General features: G+C 53.1%; 15 protein-coding genes and 2 rRNA genes. 13 read left to right on the top strand and 4 right to left on the bottom strand.

All coding sequences use genetic code 11. From position 1 onward, the window contains the following. Positions 1-2 precede the first annotated feature (2 nt). From SCD_RS08515 to pnp, 9 genes are all read left to right on the top strand, one after another. Positions 3-3,018 (top strand): 23S ribosomal RNA (locus SCD_RS08515). Positions 3,019-3,113: 95 nt separating this feature from the next. Then, positions 3,114-3,227: ribosomal RNA gene (gene rrf / locus SCD_RS08510) — 5S ribosomal RNA — on the top strand. 204 nt (positions 3,228-3,431) lie between these two features. Then, positions 3,432-3,863, top strand: coding sequence for a ribosome maturation factor RimP (gene rimP / locus SCD_RS08505; protein WP_009205505.1), 432 nt, complete (start codon positions 3,432-3,434; stop codon positions 3,861-3,863). 11 nt (positions 3,864-3,874) lie between these two features. Then, complete coding sequence (gene nusA, locus SCD_RS08500; protein ID WP_009205506.1) at positions 3,875-5,347, top strand: transcription termination factor NusA; 1,473 nt, start codon at positions 3,875-3,877, stop codon at positions 5,345-5,347. A gap of 31 nt (positions 5,348-5,378) precedes the next feature. Next, positions 5,379-8,096, top strand: a complete 2,718-nt coding sequence (gene infB, locus SCD_RS08495) for a translation initiation factor IF-2 (RefSeq protein WP_009205507.1) — start codon at positions 5,379-5,381, stop codon at positions 8,094-8,096. Between the two features lie 38 nt (positions 8,097-8,134). Then, on the top strand, positions 8,135-8,509 hold the full coding sequence (gene rbfA, locus SCD_RS08490; RefSeq protein ID WP_009205508.1) for a 30S ribosome-binding factor RbfA: 375 nt from the start codon (positions 8,135-8,137) through the stop codon (positions 8,507-8,509). Between the two features lie 4 nt (positions 8,510-8,513). Further along, the gene (gene truB, locus SCD_RS08485; protein ID WP_009205509.1) at positions 8,514-9,422 is read left to right on the top strand and encodes a tRNA pseudouridine(55) synthase TruB; all 909 of its coding nucleotides are present in this window, start codon (positions 8,514-8,516) and stop codon (positions 9,420-9,422) included. 93 nt (positions 9,423-9,515) lie between these two features. Beyond that, positions 9,516-9,785, top strand: a complete 270-nt coding sequence (gene rpsO, locus SCD_RS08480) for a 30S ribosomal protein S15 (protein WP_041673405.1) — start codon at positions 9,516-9,518, stop codon at positions 9,783-9,785. Positions 9,786-9,927: 142 nt separating this feature from the next. After that, on the top strand, positions 9,928-12,051 hold the full coding sequence (gene pnp, locus SCD_RS08475) for a polyribonucleotide nucleotidyltransferase (protein WP_009205511.1): 2,124 nt from the start codon (positions 9,928-9,930) through the stop codon (positions 12,049-12,051). Between the two features lie 72 nt (positions 12,052-12,123). On the opposite strand, the gene SCD_RS08470 is transcribed toward pnp, so the two are convergent. Next, positions 12,124-12,582, bottom strand: a complete 459-nt coding sequence (locus SCD_RS08470; RefSeq protein WP_023506909.1) for a hypothetical protein — start codon at positions 12,580-12,582, stop codon at positions 12,124-12,126. A gap of 109 nt (positions 12,583-12,691) precedes the next feature. Continuing rightward, the gene (gene dksA / locus SCD_RS08465) at positions 12,692-13,114 is read right to left on the bottom strand and encodes an RNA polymerase-binding protein DksA (RefSeq protein ID WP_009205513.1); all 423 of its coding nucleotides are present in this window, start codon (positions 13,112-13,114) and stop codon (positions 12,692-12,694) included. Between the two features lie 80 nt (positions 13,115-13,194). On the opposite strand from dksA, the gene SCD_RS08460 reads away from it, so the two are divergent. Continuing rightward, a complete protein-coding gene (locus SCD_RS08460; RefSeq protein WP_009205514.1) occupies positions 13,195-13,953 on the top strand; it encodes an HAD family hydrolase in 759 nt (252 codons plus the stop codon). 7 nt (positions 13,954-13,960) lie between these two features. Here SCD_RS08460 and folD read toward each other — a convergent pair whose 3' ends face one another. Both folD and flgA read right to left on the bottom strand, forming a co-directional pair. Next, positions 13,961-14,815, bottom strand: a complete 855-nt coding sequence (gene folD, locus SCD_RS08455; RefSeq protein ID WP_009205515.1) for a bifunctional methylenetetrahydrofolate dehydrogenase/methenyltetrahydrofolate cyclohydrolase FolD — start codon at positions 14,813-14,815, stop codon at positions 13,961-13,963. 22 nt (positions 14,816-14,837) lie between these two features. Then, entirely contained in the window at positions 14,838-15,446 is a 609-nt protein-coding gene (gene flgA / locus SCD_RS08450) for a flagellar basal body P-ring formation chaperone FlgA (RefSeq protein ID WP_009205516.1), read from the bottom strand. A 326-nt stretch (positions 15,447-15,772) separates the two neighbouring features. On the opposite strand from flgA, the gene SCD_RS08445 reads away from it, so the two are divergent. The 3 genes from SCD_RS08445 (at position 15,773) to flgC (ending at position 18,579) form a co-directional block, all read left to right on the top strand. Then, positions 15,773-17,590 (top strand): GGDEF domain-containing protein, encoded by a 1,818-nt coding sequence (locus SCD_RS08445; RefSeq protein WP_009205517.1) that lies wholly within the window; start codon positions 15,773-15,775, stop codon positions 17,588-17,590. A 177-nt stretch (positions 17,591-17,767) separates the two neighbouring features. Beyond that, positions 17,768-18,169: a flagellar basal body rod protein FlgB gene (gene flgB / locus SCD_RS08440; protein WP_023506907.1), complete on the top strand. Its 402-nt coding sequence runs from the start codon at positions 17,768-17,770 to the stop codon at positions 18,167-18,169. Next, positions 18,169-18,579: a flagellar basal body rod protein FlgC gene (gene flgC, locus SCD_RS08435; protein WP_009205519.1), complete on the top strand. Its 411-nt coding sequence runs from the start codon at positions 18,169-18,171 to the stop codon at positions 18,577-18,579. The genes flgB and flgC overlap by 1 nt, the downstream gene beginning before the upstream one ends. The last annotated feature ends 6 nt before the right edge of the window (positions 18,580-18,585 follow it).

Below are 18,585 nucleotides of genomic sequence, written 5' to 3'. Positions count from 1 at the left end.
AGGATCAAGCGAATAAGTGCATGTGGTGGATGCCTTGGCGATTACAGGCGATGAAGGACGTAGCAGTCTGCGAAAAGCCACGGGGAGCTGACAAGCAAGCTTTGATCCGTGGATATCCGAATGGGGAAACCCACCCGCAAGGGTACTCCCTCCTGAATACATAGGGAGGGTAGAGCGAACGCAGCGAACTGAAACATCTAAGTAGCTGCAGGAAAAGAAATCAACCGAGATTCCGTAAGTAGTGGCGAGCGAACACGGAAGAGCCTTGCAACTTTTAGCACACGAATTAACAGAACGGTCTGGAAAGTCCGGCGATAGTGGGTGATAGCCCCGTATGTAAAAATTCGAGTGTGGAACTAGGGTTGCGACAAGTAGGGCGGGGCACGAGAAACCTTGTCTGAATATGGGGGGACCATCCTCCAAGGCTAAATACTCGTAATCGACCGATAGTGAACTAGTACCGTGAGGGAAAGGCGAAAAGAACCCCGGGAGGGGAGTGAAATAGATCCTGAAACCGCATGCATACAAACAGTGGGAGCCCCTGCTTTAAGCGCTTTGCGCTTTAGGCGGTGAGGAGTAAAGAGTGAGGAGTGAGGAGTGAGAGCGAAAGCTTTTGACCCCTCACTCCTCACTCCTCGCTCCTCACTGATCTTAGAGCGTTTAAAGCAGGGGTGACTGCGTACCTTTTGTATAATGGGTCAGCGACTTACATTCAGTAGCAAGCTTAACCGAATAGGGGAGGCGTAGGGAAACCGAGTCTGATAAGGGCGTCAAGTTGCTGGGTGTAGACCCGAAACCAAGTGATCTATCCATGGCCAGGATGAAGGTGAGGTAACACTCACTGGAGGTCCGAACCCACTAACGTTGAAAAGTTAGGGGATGAGCTGTGGATAGGGGTGAAAGGCCAAACAAACTTGGAAATAGCTGGTTCTCTCCGAAAACTATTGAGGTAGTGCCTCGTAATATACCCTCGGGGGTAAAGCACTGTTATGGCTAGGGGCCTATTGCTGGTTACCAACCCATGGCAAACTAAGAATACCGAGGAGTAATTTTACGGGAGACAGACATCGGGTGCTAACGTCCGGTGTCAAGAGGGAAACAACCCAGACCGCCGTCTAAGGTCCCAAAGCATAGTTAAGTGGAAAACGAAGTGGGAAGGCACAGACAGCCAGGAGGTTGGCTTAGAAGCAGCCATCCTTTAAAGAAAGCGTAATAGCTCACTGGTCGAGTCGTCCTGCGCGGAAGATGTAACGGGGCTCAAACTATGCACCGAAGACGCGGATCTAGACATTCTCATGGATGTTTAGGTGGTAGGAGAGCGTTCTGTAAGCCTGCGAAGGTGTCTTGAGAAGGATGCTGGAGGTATCAGAAGTGCGAATGCTGACATGAGTAGCGATAAAGGGAGTGAAAAGCTCCCTCGCCGAAAGCCCAAGGTTTCCTGCGCAACGTTCATCGGCGCAGGGTGAGTCGGCCCCTAAGGTGAGGCAGAAATGCGTAGCTGATGGGAAATCGGTTAATATTCCGATACCTTTGTATAATGCGATGGGGGGACGGAGAAGGTTAGCTCGGCCGGGTGTTGGATGTCCCGGTTTAAGCGTGTAGGCTGGTTCTTTAGGCAAATCCGGAGAGCTTAGGTCGAGACGTGATGACGAGTCCTCATTGAGGATGAAGTGAGTGATACCATGCTTCCAAGAAAAGCCTCTAAGCTTCAGTTATATAGAGACCGTACCGCAAACCGACACAGGTGGGCAGGATGAGAATTCTAAGGCGCTTGAGAGAACTCGGGTGAAGGAACTCGGCAAATTAGCACCGTAACTTCGGGAGAAGGTGCGCCCCTGGTATGTGTAGTCCCTCGCGGATGAAGCAGATAGGGGTTGCAGTGAATTGGTGGCTGCGACTGTTTAATAAAAACACAGCACTCTGCAAACACGAAAGTGGACGTATAGGGTGTGACTCCTGCCCGGTGCCGGAAGGTTAATTGATGGGGTGCAAGCTCTTGATCGAAGCCCCGGTAAACGGCGGCCGTAACTATAACGGTCCTAAGGTAGCGAAATTCCTTGTCGGGTAAGTTCCGACCCGCACGAATGGAGTAACGATGGCCACACTGTCTCCACCCGAGACTCAGCGAAGTTGAAGTGTTTGTGAAGATGCAATCTACCCGCTGCTAGACGGAAAGACCCCGTGCACCTTTACTGTAGCTTTACATTGGACTTTGAACATATCTGTGTAGGATAGGTGGGAGGCTTTGAAGTCGGGACGCTAGTTCCGATGGAGCCGACGTTGAAATACCACCCTGATGTGTTTGAGGTTCTAACCTAGGTCCATTATCTGGATCGGGGACCGTGTATGGTAGGCAGTTTGACTGGGGCGGTCTCCTCCCAAAGAGTAACGGAGGAGTACGAAGGTAACCTAGGTACGGTCGGAAATCGTGCTGATAGTGCAATGGCATAAGGTTGCTTAACTGCGAGACGGACAGGTCGAGCAGGTGCGAAAGCAGGTCATAGTGATCCGGTGGTTCTGTATGGAAGGGCCATCGCTCAACGGATAAAAGGTACGCCGGGGATAACAGGCTGATTCCCCCCAAGAGTTCATATCGACGGGGGAGTTTGGCACCTCGATGTCGGCTCATCACATCCTGGGGCTGTAGCCGGTCCCAAGGGTATGGCTGTTCGCCATTTAAAGTGGTACGTGAGCTGGGTTTAAAACGTCGTGAGACAGTTTGGTCCCTATCTGCAGTGGGCGTTGGAAGTTTGAGGGGGGCTGCTCCTAGTACGAGAGGACCGGAGTGGACGAACCTCTGGTGTACCGGTTATGACGCCAGTCGTATCGCCGGGTAGCTATGTTCGGAAGAGATAACCGCTGAAAGCATCTAAGCGGGAAACTTGCCTCAAGATGAGACTTCCCAGGGACTTGATCCCTCTAAAGGTTCGTTGAAGACCACAACGTTGATAGGTCAGGTGTGGAAGCGCAGTAATGCGTTAAGCTAACTGATACTAATTGACCGTGAGGCTTGATCCTATAACCTTAAGCGCAATTGAAAAGATACAATATCCCACTTTACTTCTTCCAGTTTTTAGCCGAAGGGAAAACATCCCCTTCAGCAGCCAGTTATGCTTGGCGGCCATAGCAGTTTGGACCCACCTGATCCCATCCCGAACTCAGAAGTGAAACGAACGTGCGCCGATGATAGTGTGGATTACCCATGTGAAAGTAGGTCACCGCCAGGCTCCCAACAAGACAGACCCCCTCAGTGAAAGCTGCAGGGGGTTTTGTTTTTTATAGCTTAGAAAAATCAGGTGGGTTGTAAGTAGGGTTCAAAGTTCCAACTTAATAAACCGTATGCCAGTTGATGTTTCATTCATACTGAATATTTGCTATAATGCGCGGATCGTATATGGGCTGTCAGCCCATTTTTTATTTGTGGCGGAGATATGGATTTATACGGTTTGCTGGAATCCACGGTAACCGGTCTGGGGTATGAGTTCGTAGACCTCGAGGTGTCGCAGCGGGGTAAGTCCCTTCGTTTGTTTATCGATAAGCCGGCAGGAATTAGTGTCGATGATTGCGCGTTCGTGAGCAACCATCTATCGCGATTGTTGGCGGTCGAGATGGACTGCGATTATGACCGGTTGGAGGTGTCATCTCCAGGCCTTGACAGGGTTTTGAAGAAGGAAGCGGATTTTATTCGTTTTAACGGTGAGCGTGCGCAGATTAAATTGCGGATTGCGCTTGCTGGCAGGAAGAATTATGCAGGTGTTTTGCGTGGTGTTAAGGATGGCGTACTGCAACTTGAAGTTGATGGTGCGCTGTTGACGCTGAACATTGCCAATATAGACAAGGCACGTTTGATACCGAATATATAGCCGGAGGGTGTATGAGTCGTGAGATTTTGCTGGTCGTGGATGTGATGTCGCGGGAGAAGAACGTCTCTAAGGATGTGATTTTTTCTGCGCTGGAATTGGCGTTGGCCTCCGCGACAAAAAAGCGTTTTCATGAGGACGTTGAAGTGCGCGTTGACCTTGATCGCGAGACCGGTGAGTATTCCTCAGTTCGTCTCTGGCATGTGGTTCCCGATGATGCCGTTGAGTTTCCTGAGCGTCAGATTGGCCTGATGGTGGCCAAAGAGCGCGACCCAGAAATAGAACTGGATGACTATGTTGAAGAACCGCTTGAGCCGGTTGAGTTTGGCCGTATAGGTGCGCAGGCTGCCAAGCAGGTGATCTTGCAGAAAATTCGTGAAGCTGAGCGTGAACAGATACTGAACGACTTTCTGGAGCGCAAGGAGTTTCTTGTTACTGGAACCATTAAGCGGATGGAGCGGGGGAACGCCATTATTGAATCGGGGCGGATCGAGGCGTTACTGCCACGTGACCAAATGATTCCCAAGGAAAATCTTCGGATTGGCGACCGTGTGCGAGCATATCTGTCCCGAGTTGACCGGGCAGGCCGCGGCCCACAATTGATTTTGTCTCGCATTGCGCCCGAGTTTCTAGTCAAGCTGTTTGATCTGGAAGTTCCTGAAATTGAGGATGGTTTGCTTGAAATAAAATCGGCTGCGAGAGACCCGGGTGTGCGCGCAAAGATTGCCGTTAAATCAAACGATCAGCGCATTGACCCAATTGGAACTTGCGTTGGTATGCGTGGTTCACGCGTACAGGCAGTGACCTCTGAACTTGCTGGGGAACGAGTGGACATCATATTGTGGTCGCCCGAACCCGCTCAGTTTGTGATCAATGCTTTGGCACCTGCGGAAATCAGCAGCATCGTGGTGGACGAAGAAAAGCATAGCATGGACGTGGTGGTAGAGGAGGAGCAACTGGCGCAGGCCATTGGTCGCCTCGGGCAGAATGTGCGCCTGGCTAGTGAGTTGACAGGCTGGACCTTGAACATCATGACCGAGGAAGAGGCGGATCAGAAGAACCAGGAAGAGAGCTCGGCGATTATTTCTCAGTTTATGCTAAAGCTTGACGTTGACGAAGAAGTGGCAGGGATTTTGGTGCAGGAGGGATTCGGCACGCTTGAAGAAGTGGCCTATGTCCCTCTTTCAGAGATGTTGGAAATTGAATCTTTTGATGAGGATACGGTCAATGAACTCCGCAGTCGCGCACGCAATGCATTGCTGACGGAAGCGATTGCCAGCGAGGAAAAAATGGAGGCTCCCTCAGCTGAATTGCTGGCGATGGAGGGAATGGATGATGAGACAGCACGTGCCTTGGCATCCAAGGGCGTGGTGACGATGGATGATCTGGCTGATTTGGCGGTTGACGATCTGGTTGAAATGACCGGGATGGATAGTGAACGCGCCAAGGAATTGATTATGACGGCACGCGCTCCGTGGTTTGCATGACGATAGCGAGCAGAATGTACTGGAGACCTAAATGGGACAAATGAACGTGGCTCAATTTGCCGGCGAGCTGGGCTTGCCCGCAACGCTGTTGCTGGAACAGTTGCGGGCCGCGGGCGTGAATAAAGCGGCGTCCGAGGATTTGCTTACTGAGCAAGACAAGACTCAGTTGCTTGATTATTTGCGTCGTGCACATGGCGCAAAAGAACTGAAGAATAAAATCACTCTGACCCGCAAGGAAACGACTGAAATCAAGAAGTCTGACAGTACTGGCAAAGCGCGTACTATCCAGGTGGAGGTGCGGAAGAAGCGGGTTTTTGTTAAACGAGAAATTGCCGAAGCCGCTCCGGTCGAAGCGACCTTGGATGAAGCCGCTCTGATGGAAGCGCCAGTGGAGGCTGCTCCGGTTGAAGTATCAGTCGAAGTCGCTCCGGTTGAGTTGCCAGCCGAAGCCGCTCCAGTCGAAGCAGCCTTGGTCGAAGCCGCTCCGGTTGAAGTGCCCGTTGAGGCTGCTCCGGTTGAAGTGCCAGTCGCAGCCGCTGCAGTGAAGAAAAGAGCTAAGCCGCAATTGCACGACGCGGAGATCGCCAAACGCGAAGAAGAAGCACGTAAACAATCAGCGCTTTTCGCACGTCAAAGCGCTGATATTCGTGAAAAGCAGGAAAAGGGTCTGCGCCGACAAGCCGAAATAGTGGCGCAAGCTGCGGCAGCTGCAGAATCTGCGGTTGCTGTGACTCAAGCTCCTGTCAAGGTGCCAGAGCTCTCACTTTCGGAAGGTACGCTACATAAGCCTGTCGTAAAGCCGGGTGAGAAAGTCGAGAAAAAGGCAGCAAAGAAAAAGGAAACCACGTGGGCTGATTCGGCGGGTAAAAAGCGTGGTATCAAAGTGCGTGGTGATATGGGGGCCGGAACTGGATGGCGCAACCGTAAGGACAGGGGGGCGCATCACAAGGCGGAAGACCAAGGACCTCATGGTTTTGCCATGCCGACTGAACCCATCATTTACGAAGTGATGATCCCAGAAACCATCACGGTCGGGCAGCTTGCGCAAAAAATGGCGGTAAAGGCAGCTGCAGTCATCAAAGTAATGATGAAGATGGGCACCATGGCGACGATCAACCAGATGCTGGATCAGGAAACCGCGATGATTCTGGTCGAGGAAATGGGGCATGTCGCCAAGCCGGCGGCACTGGATAGCCCTGAAGCTTATCTGGCCGATGATGATGTGCATGAGGTGCAACTGGAGCCGCGCGCACCTGTGGTGACGGTAATGGGGCACGTCGACCATGGCAAGACCTCTTTGCTTGATTATATTCGCCGTACCCGCGTTGCTCATGGCGAAGCTGGCGGTATTACCCAGCATATTGGTGCCTATCACGTGGAAACGCCACGCGGTATGGTGACCTTCCTCGATACGCCGGGCCATGAGGCTTTTACGGCGATGCGCGCGCGCGGCGCCAAAGCCACTGACGTGGTCATTCTGGTAGTGGCTGCCGATGACGGCGTGATGCCGCAGACGATTGAAGCGGTTCATCATGCCAAAGCGGCAGGCGTGCCTGTCGTCGTGGCAATGAACAAGATTGATAAGCCAGAAGCCAATCCGGAACGTATTAAGCAGGAATTGGTGGCACAAGGTGTCGTCCCTGAAGATTGGGGCGGAGATACGATGTTTGTCGGGGTTTCTGCCAAAAGCGGCGAGGGCATCGATGAACTGCTTGAAGGCGTGTTGTTGCAGGCTGAGGTGCTAGAATTAAAAGCGCAAAAGAATGCTCCCGCCAAGGGTTTGGTGATTGAGGCGCGATTGGACAAGGGGCGTGGTCCTGTGGCGACTATTCTTGTGCAGACTGGAACGCTTAAGGCGGGCGACATGCTTCTGGCTGGCGGGGCCTTCGGTCGCGTACGGGCCATGCTGGATGAAAACGGCGACATGGTGAAAGAGGCCGGGCCTTCCATTCCCGTAGAGATCCAGGGTTTGTCAGAGGTGCCGATGGCGGGCGAGGATGTGATCGTGCTGAACGACGAGCGCAAGGCGCGTGAGATCGCGTTGTTCCGCCAGGGTAAGTTCCGTGACGTGAAGTTGGCCAAACAGCATGCGGCGAAACTTGAGAATATGTTCGATCAGATGGGTGAGGGCGAGGTCAGAGTTTTGCCGCTGATCATCAAGACCGATGTTCAAGGCTCCTACGAAGCTCTTGCTCATGCACTGCAGAAACTTTCCACCGACGAAGTTAAGGTTAATATCATTCATAGCGGAGTAGGTGCGATTACCGAGTCCGATATCAATCTGGCTCTGGCTTCGAAAGCCGTGGTAATCGGCTTTAACTCGCGGGCTGATGCGACTGCACGCAAGCTGGTCCAGTCCGCCGGAGTGGATGTACGCTACTACACTATTATTTACGATGCGGTGGATGAGATCAAAGCTGCGCTGTCAGGCATGCTGGCGCCAGAGCGCAAAGAAAGTGTACTCGGCTTGGTGGAAGTTCGTGAAGTGTATAAGATTTCGAAGGTGGGTACGGTTGCTGGTTGCTATGTGCTCGACGGCACCATAAAACGTGGTTCTATGGTGCGAGTGTTGCGTGATAGCGTGGTGATCCATACTTGCGAGTTGGACTCCCTCAAACGTTTCAAGGACGATGTGAAGGAAGTGAAATCCGGTTTTGAATGCGGATTGTCACTGAAGGGCTTTAACGATCTCAATGTCGGCGATCACCTCGAAGCTTATGAGATGATTGAAGTTGCGCGTAGCCTTTAGGCGCCGATTTATGCAACGGATAACCTGGAAGTGCCATCATGGGTAAAGCTTTTCTGCGAACCAGCCGGGTAGCCGAGCAAATTCAGCGCGAACTGGCGGATCTGATCCAGATGGAAGTAAAGGATCCCCGTGTCGGCATGGTGACCTTGACTGGTGTTGAGGTGACCCCGGATTATGCCCATGCCAAGGTGTATTTCACCACGATGAAGGCAGCTGAGCAGGCACCTAAGGCGCAGGCTGGCCTCGAGCATGCTGCCGGCTTCCTGCGTTCGCAGTTGGCGCACCGTATGAAGCTGCGGATCATGCCCCAGCTGCATTTTATCTATGATACTTCCGTCGAGCATGGGGTTCGTCTGTCCCAACTGATCGACGAGGCGGTTTCCTCAGATAAAGCGCATCAACGAGAAGAATAGCCCATTGCAGTTTAAACGGATCAAGCGTCCTATCAGCGGTGTTCTGCTGCTGGATAAGCCTTACGGAATTTCGTCGAATGGCGCTCTGCAGCAGGCCAAACGACTGTATCAAGCCGCCAAGGCCGGGCACACCGGAAACCTGGATCCGATAGCAACGGGCTTGTTGCCGATCTGCTTTGGCGAGGCGACCAAGTTTTCGCAGTTTCTGCTGGATGCCGGCAAAACCTATCAGGCGGTTTTCAAACTGGGGAAAACCACCACCACGGGTGACTCTGAGGGGGAAGTGACCAGCAGCAAAGCCGTGGATCTATCGCTTGGCCAAGTGGAACAGGCGTTGCAACAGTTTATTGGCCCTATTTTTCAGGTGCCACCAATGCATTCTGCACTCAAATTTCAGGGTAAGGCGCTTTATACTTATGCCCGTGCCGGGATTGAGATAGAACGGGCGGCGCGGCCAGTGACGATTTACAGCTTAACTCTGGATAGCTTTGCTGGTGACGAGTTGAGCGTTACGGTTGCGTGCAGCAAGGGTACCTATATTCGGGTGTTGGCGGAAGATTTGGGCCGTGTACTAGGGTGTGGCGCCTTTATGCAGGCATTAAGGCGCACGCGCATTGGCAGTTTTGAAATTGGCCAAACGGTGACCCTGGAGCAACTCGATGGGTTGGACCTGGAAGCCAGGGACGCACGGCTTTTGCCGCCGGACTGCCTGCTGAATGGGCTGCCAAAAATAATACTGGACCAGGAAAGCGCCTATTATTTTCGGCAAGGGCAGGCGATCTGGATGCCGAAGCAGGTGCATGATGGAGTAGTGGTTTTGTACGATGAAGACAAGTGCCTTGTCGGCATTGGCGAGATTGCGGATGACGGCAAGATTGCACCCAAAAGGCTCATTGTCGAGAGTACGGTGTAACAGAATTTTTTCGCAGGTGCTAACCTGCGAGAATTACTTGAGAATATCTCATAATACAAGGTAAAATAACGCGTTTTATTTGTGGAGAAAACTATGTCAATGAACAGCACCCAAAAGGCACAAATTGTGCAGGATTATCAAAAAGCCACGGGCGACACCGGTTCGACCGAAGTGCAAGTTGCCCTTATGACTGCACGCATCAACGATCTTACCGGTCATTTCAAGACCCATGCCAAGGATCATCATTCCCGCCGTGGTCTGCTAAAGCTGGTCAGCAAACGCCGCAAGCTGCTGGATTATCTGCGAGGCAGCAGTGTTGACCGCTATCGTACCTTGATTGAGCGCCTCGGCTTGCGTAAGTAATTTCTGTTTTCTCGCATCCTCCACCGGGATCGAGGATTCCGCAAGGATGGATTCGGCAATGGATAGAGCAGAGATTGTGTAGGTTGCGTTGCAGTCCTGCCGACTCGATAAAGAAGATTACGATTAAGTAGAGGATAACGTTTTGAGCCATATCAAGAAAAGTATTGCGTTCGGGCGTCATACACTGACGTTGGAAACCGGAGAAATCGCCCGCCAGGCGTCTGGTGCCATTATGGTTAGCCTGGATGATACGGTAGTACTGGTTACAGTGGTTGGCGCCAAAAGCGTCAAACCCGGGCAGGATTTTTTCCCGCTGACGGTCGATTACCAGGAACGGACTTACGCTGCTGGCCGGATACCTGGCGGTTTCTTCAAGCGTGAAGGTCGCCCCTCCGAAAAGGAAATCCTGACCTCCCGTTTGATCGATCGCCCGTTGCGCCCGCTTTTCCCTGAGGGTTTCTACAATGACGTGCAAATCGTTGCTACCGTCATGTCTTCCGAGAGCGAAATCGATTCCGACATTCCTGCCTTGATCGGCGCTTCCGCCGCTCTGGCGATTTCCGGCATCCCCTTTAATGGCCCAATTGGCGCTGCGCGTGTTGCTTATGTTAATGGCGAGTACGTGCTGAACCCGACGGCGACAGAGCTGAAAGCTTCGCAGCTTGATTTGGTCGTCGCGGGTACCGAGTCGGCTGTCCTGATGGTCGAATCCGAAGCCATGGAACTGCCTGAAGACGTGATGCTGGGTGCGGTGGTGTTTGGCCATGATGAAATGCAGGCAGTGATCAACCTGATCAACGAGCTTGCCGATGAAGTGGCGGCTGCGCCATGGGATTGGAAGGCACCAGAGCAGGACCAGACTCTGATCGAAAAGATCGCTCAGTTGGCTCAGGCCGAGTTGAACGAAGCTTACAAGGTCCGCCAGAAGCAGGACCGCTACCAGAAAATCGACGCGATTCGCAGTCGTGTACTGGGCGAACTGCTTACCGAAGATATGGATACCGCCCGTGTCAACCAGATCAAGGGGATCTTCGAGAATCTTGAAGCCAAGATCGTGCGCAGCCAGATTCTCGAGGGTGAACCTCGCATTGATGGCCGTGATACACGTACCGTTCGTCCGATTACTATTCGTACCGGCGTTCTGCCGCGCGTGCATGGTTCGGTGCTGTTTACCCGTGGCGAAACCCAGGCGCTGGTGGTTGCCACGTTGGGTACCGGGCGTGACGAGCAGACCATCGATGCATTGCAGGGCGAGTACAAAGATCGCTTCCTGCTGCATTACAACTTCCCTCCCTACGCAACGGGTGAGTGCGGTCGTGTGGGCACCCCGAAACGTCGTGAAATTGGTCACGGTCGCCTGGCTAAGCGTGCGCTGGTGGCGGCTTTGCCCAGTCCTGAAGAATTTGGCTACACTATGCGCGTGGTTTCGGAAATTACCGAGTCGAATGGTTCCAGTTCGATGGCTTCAGTCTGCGGCGGCTGTCTGGCGCTGATGGATGCGGGTGCACCGATGAAAGCGCACGTGGCAGGTATTGCCATGGGCCTGATCAAGGATGGCAACCGTTTTGCAGTGTTGACGGACATCCTGGGCGATGAAGATCACCTCGGCGACATGGACTTCAAGGTTGCTGGTACGGATAGAGGCATCACTGCATTGCAGATGGATATCAAGATTCTGGGTATCACCAAGGAAATCATGCAGGTTGCGCTCAGTCAGGCGCGTGAAGGCCGCATGCATATCCTCGGCATCATGCACGAAGCTGTGCCGCATGCTCGCCAAGAAATGTCTGCGTATGCACCACGGATTATCACCATCAAGATCAACCCGGAGAAAATCCGTGACGTGATTGGCAAGGGCGGCGCGGTGATCCGTGCACTGACCGAGGAAACCGGCACTACCATCGACATTACTGAGGACGGCACGGTGAATATTGCCTGCCTGAGCTCGGAAGCCGGCGATCTGGCCAAGAGACGCATTGAAGAGCTGACCGCCGAAGTTGAGGTTGGTCGGACCTATGAAGGTAAAGTAATTAAAATGCTGGATTTCGGTGCGATTGTCAGTGTGTTGCCGGGCAAGGATGGTCTGCTGCATATTTCCCAAATCGCTCACGAACGGGTGAATGCGGTCTCCGATCATTTGAGTGAAGGGCAAGTCGTTAAGGTCAAGGTGCTGGAGGCTGATGAGAAGGGTCGTTTACGCCTTTCCATGAAGGCGCTGATAGAAGCGCCAGTAGTGGCGAAGAAACCCGAAGGTAGCGAAGCCTAAACCCCATCTTGGGTTTTGGGGATGAAAAAGCCCCCTTGGCGAAAGCCAAGGGGGCTTTTTTTATGGGCGAATTTATTTCTGAGAAAAAAGTCCTTGCCACCAGCGCTGGCGGTTGGCGGGCAGGGCGTATTTCAGATGCAGTTCGGTGGGAGGTGCCAAGCTCATGATCCAGCCTGGCAAGATTGCATTTTTACTTGAGCCGCAGGAGACTCCCAAATGATTGGGGTCATAGATCTTGATGAAAGAGGGTTTGTCCAGACAGTCAGCGTAGACGATGCCGCAGTAGCTTTCGCGGTGGTCTTGCCGAAGTAGTGCATCCATTTCAACGATGAATTTTTCCACCTGTGCTGGCGTAGCGGGAGCGATTGGCACAGTCTCGCCAACGGCATAGAGATACCAGCCGGCACCCTTGTCCACTTTGGTCCAGAATTCTGACAATTGAGCCCATTTAAGCAAGCTGTACAACAGCCCATTCATTTGACGCTGGAATTCGTTCTGGGCAGGGTCAGGCTGGGTAACGGAAGTTTGCATGAGGAACGTTAGGTCGTGAATAATTCATTTGGCAACTTGCATTATTGTTTCGGTATAACCTTGGTCTAAGATAAAGATTACCCTTCACTGAAAGCAAGTCGCCAAATTTTCATTTTGCGACCTGTTTTTCTCTTAGTTCATCAAGCGTTTTGCAGTCGATGCACAGCGTGGCAGTGGGACGTGCTTCCAGGCGCTTCAGGCCGATTTCGACGCCGCAGCTTTCGCAGTATCCGTAATCTTCGGCTTCGATTTTGCCGATAGTTTCGTTGATTTTCTTGATGAGTTTGCGTTCGCGGTCGCGGTTTCTGAGTTCCAGTGCCATGTCGGATTCCTGGCTGGCGCGGTCATTGGGGTCGGCAAAGATCGTCGCTTCGTCCTGCATGGTATGCACGGTACGGTCGATATCTTGGCTCAGTTCGCCTTTCCAGTCCTCGAGAATTTTGCGAAAATGCGCAAGCTGTCGAGTGTTCATGTATTCTTCATTCTTTTTTGGAACGTAGGGGGTGAATTGTTTGCGTAATTCTGCGGACATGTAAGCTCTACCGTTTTTAGCGAAACCGCTTTAATAACAGAAATTCTGACTTATCGCAAGTTTGGGCAAAAGGAGCAAGCGTGTTAAAGGCTTTGATTTTTGATGTGGACGGCACCCTCGCGGACACCGAGCGTGATGGTCACCGGTTGGCATTCAATGCGGCTTTCCGGGAGTTTGGGTTGGATTGGGAATGGGATGTGCCGCTGTACGGCAAGTTGCTGGAAGTGACTGGTGGCAAGGAACGTATCCGGTTTTATGTGGAGCGTTTCCGGCCGGATTACAGCAAGCCCAAAGATTTTGACGATTTGGTGGTGGCCCTGCACAAGGCCAAAACCGGTCATTACGTCGAGTTACTAAGTCAGGGTGGGATACCCCTGCGTAGCGGTGTCAAGCGGCTGCTTAACGAGGCCAGGGACGCCGGCATCAGGTTGGCGATCGCGACTACTACTACCCCGGAGAATGTGACCGCCCTATTGGGTAATACCCTGGGTGGCGATCCGGCTGAATGGTTCGAGGTGATTGCGGCAGGTGATATCGTTCCTGCGAAGAAACCGGCGGCGGATATCTATTTCTGGGCGCTGGACAAGATGAAGCTCGATGCGGCTGATTGCCTGGCGCTAGAAGACTCGGAGAACGGCGTAAGGGCAAGTGTGGGCGCAGGTTTGAAAACCGTTGTGACGATCAACGACTATACGCTGGATCACGATTTCTCTGGCGTGGTGGCGGTACTGAGCGATCTGGGCGAGCCAGGTCAGCCATTTCGCATGATGAAAGGGGAAGCGACTGACCAGGGATGTGTCGATCTTGATTTGTTACGGCGCTGGCACGCCGCAGGCTAAGTGCAGGTTACGGCGCGTGCCTTTGGGCTGCTGTTAATGTGTTTTCCAGCAGCGTTGCGACCGTCATCGGTCCCACTCCGCCAGGTACAGGTGTGATCCAGGCAGCACGCTGGCGCGCCTCTTCGAATTCGACATCGCCGCAGATGCTGCCGTCCGGAAGGCGGTTTATGCCGACATCAATTACCGTTGCTCCTTCGCGTATCCATTCACCCTGAATGAATTTTGGTTTGCCTACTGCCACCACCAGAATTTCCGCCTGGCGAATGAAAGCGGGCAGGTCACGGGTGAAGCGGTGGGTGGTGGTGACAGTGCAGCCGGCGAGCAGGAGTTCCAGTCCCATCGGCCGTCCGACGATGTTGGAAGCGCCGACGATCACGGCATGTTTTCCCTTAAGGTTTTCCCCAGTGGTCTTGAGCAGGGTCATCACGCCATGCGGGGTGCATGGGCGCAGCACCGGGATGCGTAGCGCCAGTCGACCGATGTTGTAGGGGTGGAAGCCGTCCACGTCCTTGTCCGGATGGATGCGTTCTATCACGGTTTCGGGGTCGATGTGTTGCGGCAATGGCAACTGAACCAGAATGCCGTCGATACCGGGGTCGTCGTTGAACTGGTCGATCAGCGCCAGCAACGTTTCCTGGGTGGTGGCCGCGGGCAGGTCGTGGGAGACTGAGCGCACATTAGCAGTTTCGCACGAGCGTCGCTTATTGCGTACGTAGATCGCTGAGGCAGGTTCTGCTCCAACCAGGATGACGGCCAGTGCCGGCGCGCGTTTGCCAGCGACAAGGCGTGCTTCGACTCCTTGCCTGACTTGTTGAAGAATTTGCTCGGACAGCGCTTTGCCATCCAGATTTTTAGCAGTCATAGCATCTCATAATTTGTTGTCACTAAAAATTCACTTCCACCACGCCATTCTGTTTGGCGATGCCGCTGATGACTTCTCCGGACTGGGTGCGCACCGATACTACTTGACCCAGGGTGGCATTCGCGAGCGCCTTGCCTTCAGACGTGACCTGGAACCCGTTTCCTTTCGCCATCAGCTTCACTGTTTGCCCCTGCTGGATGACTTTGGGGGCTCGCAACATATCATGCCGGAAGGGTTGACCCGTTGAGGCGCTATAAATGACGGTTTTGCCGATGGCAAGTTCGGGATCCGTGATGACGCCAGGTGGCAGTTGCGAAAGATCATTGCCTTGCATCGCGACATCGGCTGGGCTGACAGTCTGGCCGGCGCTTAAAGGGCGGGTGGCTACGGCGGTCTGCGCCATGATCCTGACGCTGACCGGCACATAAATGGTCCATGGGGTGGCGGACTGGCAACGCACCCCTACGGTGGAGTTTCCCCACAATCGGCTGCCGGAGGGTAGGAAAGCTTCCGGTGTATCGCATGAGGGCAGTTGCAGGCGTGGGTCAATCGCACCCACGGTCGATGTGACCTCTCCAGGCAGTTCGGCGGTATTCTGTCGCACGAAGTGATCTACCGTTTTGCGGATCATTCCAATATCCTGCCAGCCGGCGCTGGCACAGGCTGGCGAAAAGGTGGCAAGCAGGCAGCAGAGCGCCACCAAGATGTGCTTGTTGCCAAAAAAAGATCGAGCTGGGAAATTGACCATCAGAGGTACGGAATGGTTGCGGGTTATCGTAATTGTAACCCGAAAACGAGGTTTCAGTGGAGGCTAACACCTGCTTTATCGGGACGTTAAGCGCCGCGGCTATAAGAAAAAAAGGTATGGATTGAAGCGTGATGTGGCGAGTGCTATGATCCATTGATCAGGTTTCCATCGAGTTGGAGCCTTCAAGTGACCTCAATAACCCTAATCACATGCCGACATTTACCAATCCTACCGATATCGCACGCGAAACCCTGAAGCTTCTTTCCGTTCGGCGCCTTTTGCCGACGCCCGAAAACTACCAGAAAATTTACGATGAAACCTCCGGCAAACCTTCCGGTGGTGGGAATCAGGGTGCGGACCAGGCGCTACAGAAAATACTGCAAGGGTTGGCCAAAAAAAATCCCGCATTGAGCAAGACCTTGGCGCTGATTGACAAGGCTATTGGAGAGCGCGATTGGAAAGAATTTGAATCCGGGATGTCCGCCTTGGTCGGTCAGTCGGGTGGCGAGGAGGCGTCCTGGGCGAATTTGATCAGGGAGTTGCTGAAGCAATGGGATCTCAAGCAAAGCGGGCTTCCCATAGCCAGAAAGAAAGAAGGCGTGGAGCGGGTGTTGATCAATTTCGCCTCGGACTCCAGAAATCTGCACAAAAAATTGCAGGCGCTGGTCAATGCATGGGCGAAAAACCCGGCGGGCCAAGCGGGTATGCAGATGGACGAGGGCGCATCGGATTCTGAAGAGGCTGAGCCAGGGAGGGTCGCACAAATTTCAACCCCGGTTGCAGGGGTGAAGGCCTTGGCGGTAAGCGCAGATGCGCTGTCGAAGGATAATTTCAGACTATTGCGGGAAATGCTGGCCCAAACCTTGGAAACCGGTATTGTTCCGCACTTGACTCAGTTCCCCGAATTGGCTGGCGAGGCTAACAAATTAGCGGTTACGGTACGTGTGGCAGAAAGTCCCGATGCATTGGAAAAACTGTCCAGGTCACTCAAGCAGTTCTGGATCAAGCTTGAACTGCGTGGTGAATCCGATGCGGTAATCATGGATGGGCTGTTGAAACTTTTGAAGCTGCTGGTGGACAACATCAGCGAGTTGTCTCTGGATGATCAGTGGTTACATGGCCAGATTGCCGTGGTGCAGGAGATAATTTCGCAGCCACTGAATCCACGCGTTATTTACGATGTCGAGCGTAGCTTCAAGGAGCTGATCTATAAGCAGGGAGCGCTTAAGCAGGGTCTGAACGATGCAAAGACGACGCTAAAAAATATGGTGACATCATTCATTGGACGGTTGGGTGAAATGTCATCCAGCACGTCCGAATACAATAAGAGAATCGAGGGTTATTCCGAGCAGATTAGCAAGACCGATGATATCAACCAATTGAACCGGATCCTTGAGAACTTGATGAGCGATACCAAGGGGATGCAGGTCGATATGCAACGTTCGCGCGACGAGATGGAGGAAACGCGCAAGCAGGTGGAAGCTTCAGAGAACAAGATCAGGGAGTTGGAGGCCGAACTGGATAAAACCACCAGTCTGGTGCATGAAGATTTTCTGACCGGCACACTTAACCGTCGTGGCATGGAAGATGCCTTCCAGCGTGAGTTTGCACGTTCCGAAAGAACCCATACACCGCTTTGCGTGGCACTGTTCGATATCGATTATTTCAAGCGTCTCAACGACACCTACGGCCATGATGCCGGCGACGATGCGCTGGTTCATTTGGTACACGTGGTCAAAGAAACCTTGCGGCCGACGGATGTGATTGCGCGTTTCGGCGGTGAGGAGTTCGTCATCATTCTGCCGGAGACTGGCGTCGAGGAAGGAATGAAGACCATGATGCGGTTGCAGCGGGAGTTGACCAAGAAATTTTTTCTGCACAAAAATGAGAAGGTGTTAATCACCTTCAGTGCTGGCATTGCGCTGCGCCAGCCGGATGAATCGGCCGATGCCATCATCTCACGGGCCGATCAGGCGCTCTACAAAGCAAAAGCGGCGGGCCGTAACCGGGTGTTTGCCGCCGAGTAATTCCCCCTTGCCGGACAATCTTGCCGAAGGCGGCAATTCTTGCCGCCACCTGATGGTCCGCAACTTCACAACCTAGTCTTATCCTTGCTTGAATTGCCGTGCTGCCTGAATGTCCGCGGTTCTGGCACGCCTTATGCTTTATTCTGGCTGAGTGAACCCAGTCGGAGTGTGAATCAAGTGATTAGTGGCATCGATAAAGAGATCGGTTTTTTGCGAGACGCTCTAAATTTGCGTGCCAACCGGCAGCAGATGCTGGCATCCAACATTGCCAATGCCGACACGCCCAACTACAAGGCGAGAGATATTAATTTCGCCACTGAGCTACAACGTGCACAGGGTGCGCAAGTGGGGAATCTGGCTATGAACGTGACATCCGCTGGCCATATGAAAACATTTGCCGGTACTCAGAATGTGCAGGCACTTTACCGTGCCGCTGTGCAACCCAGTATTGACGGCAATACCGTGGATATGGACGTGGAACGTGCACAATTCACCGACAACGCCATTCACTATCAGTTCTTGCTGGATAGTCTTGGCAGCAAGTTCAAAACCATGCAAGCAGCAATACAGGGCCAATAATGTCATTATTTAACGTATTCAATATTGCCGGATCCGCCATGACAGCGCAATCGCAGCGCCTCAATACGGTAGCGAGCAATCTCGCCAATGCGGATAGCGCAACCAGTTCAACCGGCCAACCCTATCGGGCAAAGCAGGTCGTGTTTAGCGCGATGCCGCTTGGCGGTAGCCGTTCCGGAAGTGCCGGCGTGAAAGTGGCGGGGGTGATCGAGGATCCGTCGCCGATGAAGCGCATGTACGACCCGAAGCATCCGTTGGCGGACGCCCAGGGTTTTGTCACCATGCCCAACGTCAATGTAGTGGAGGAAATGGTCAACATGATCTCGGCCTCGCGTTCGTACCAGAATAATGCGGACATGATGAATACAGCGAAGACGCTGCTGATGAAAACTCTGACCTTGGGTCAATAAGGAGTA

Source organism: Sulfuricella denitrificans skB26 (genome assembly GCF_000297055.2).
Lineage (GTDB): Bacteria > Pseudomonadota > Gammaproteobacteria > Burkholderiales > Sulfuricellaceae > Sulfuricella > Sulfuricella denitrificans.
This window is presented reverse-complemented; position numbering and strand designations above follow the sequence as displayed.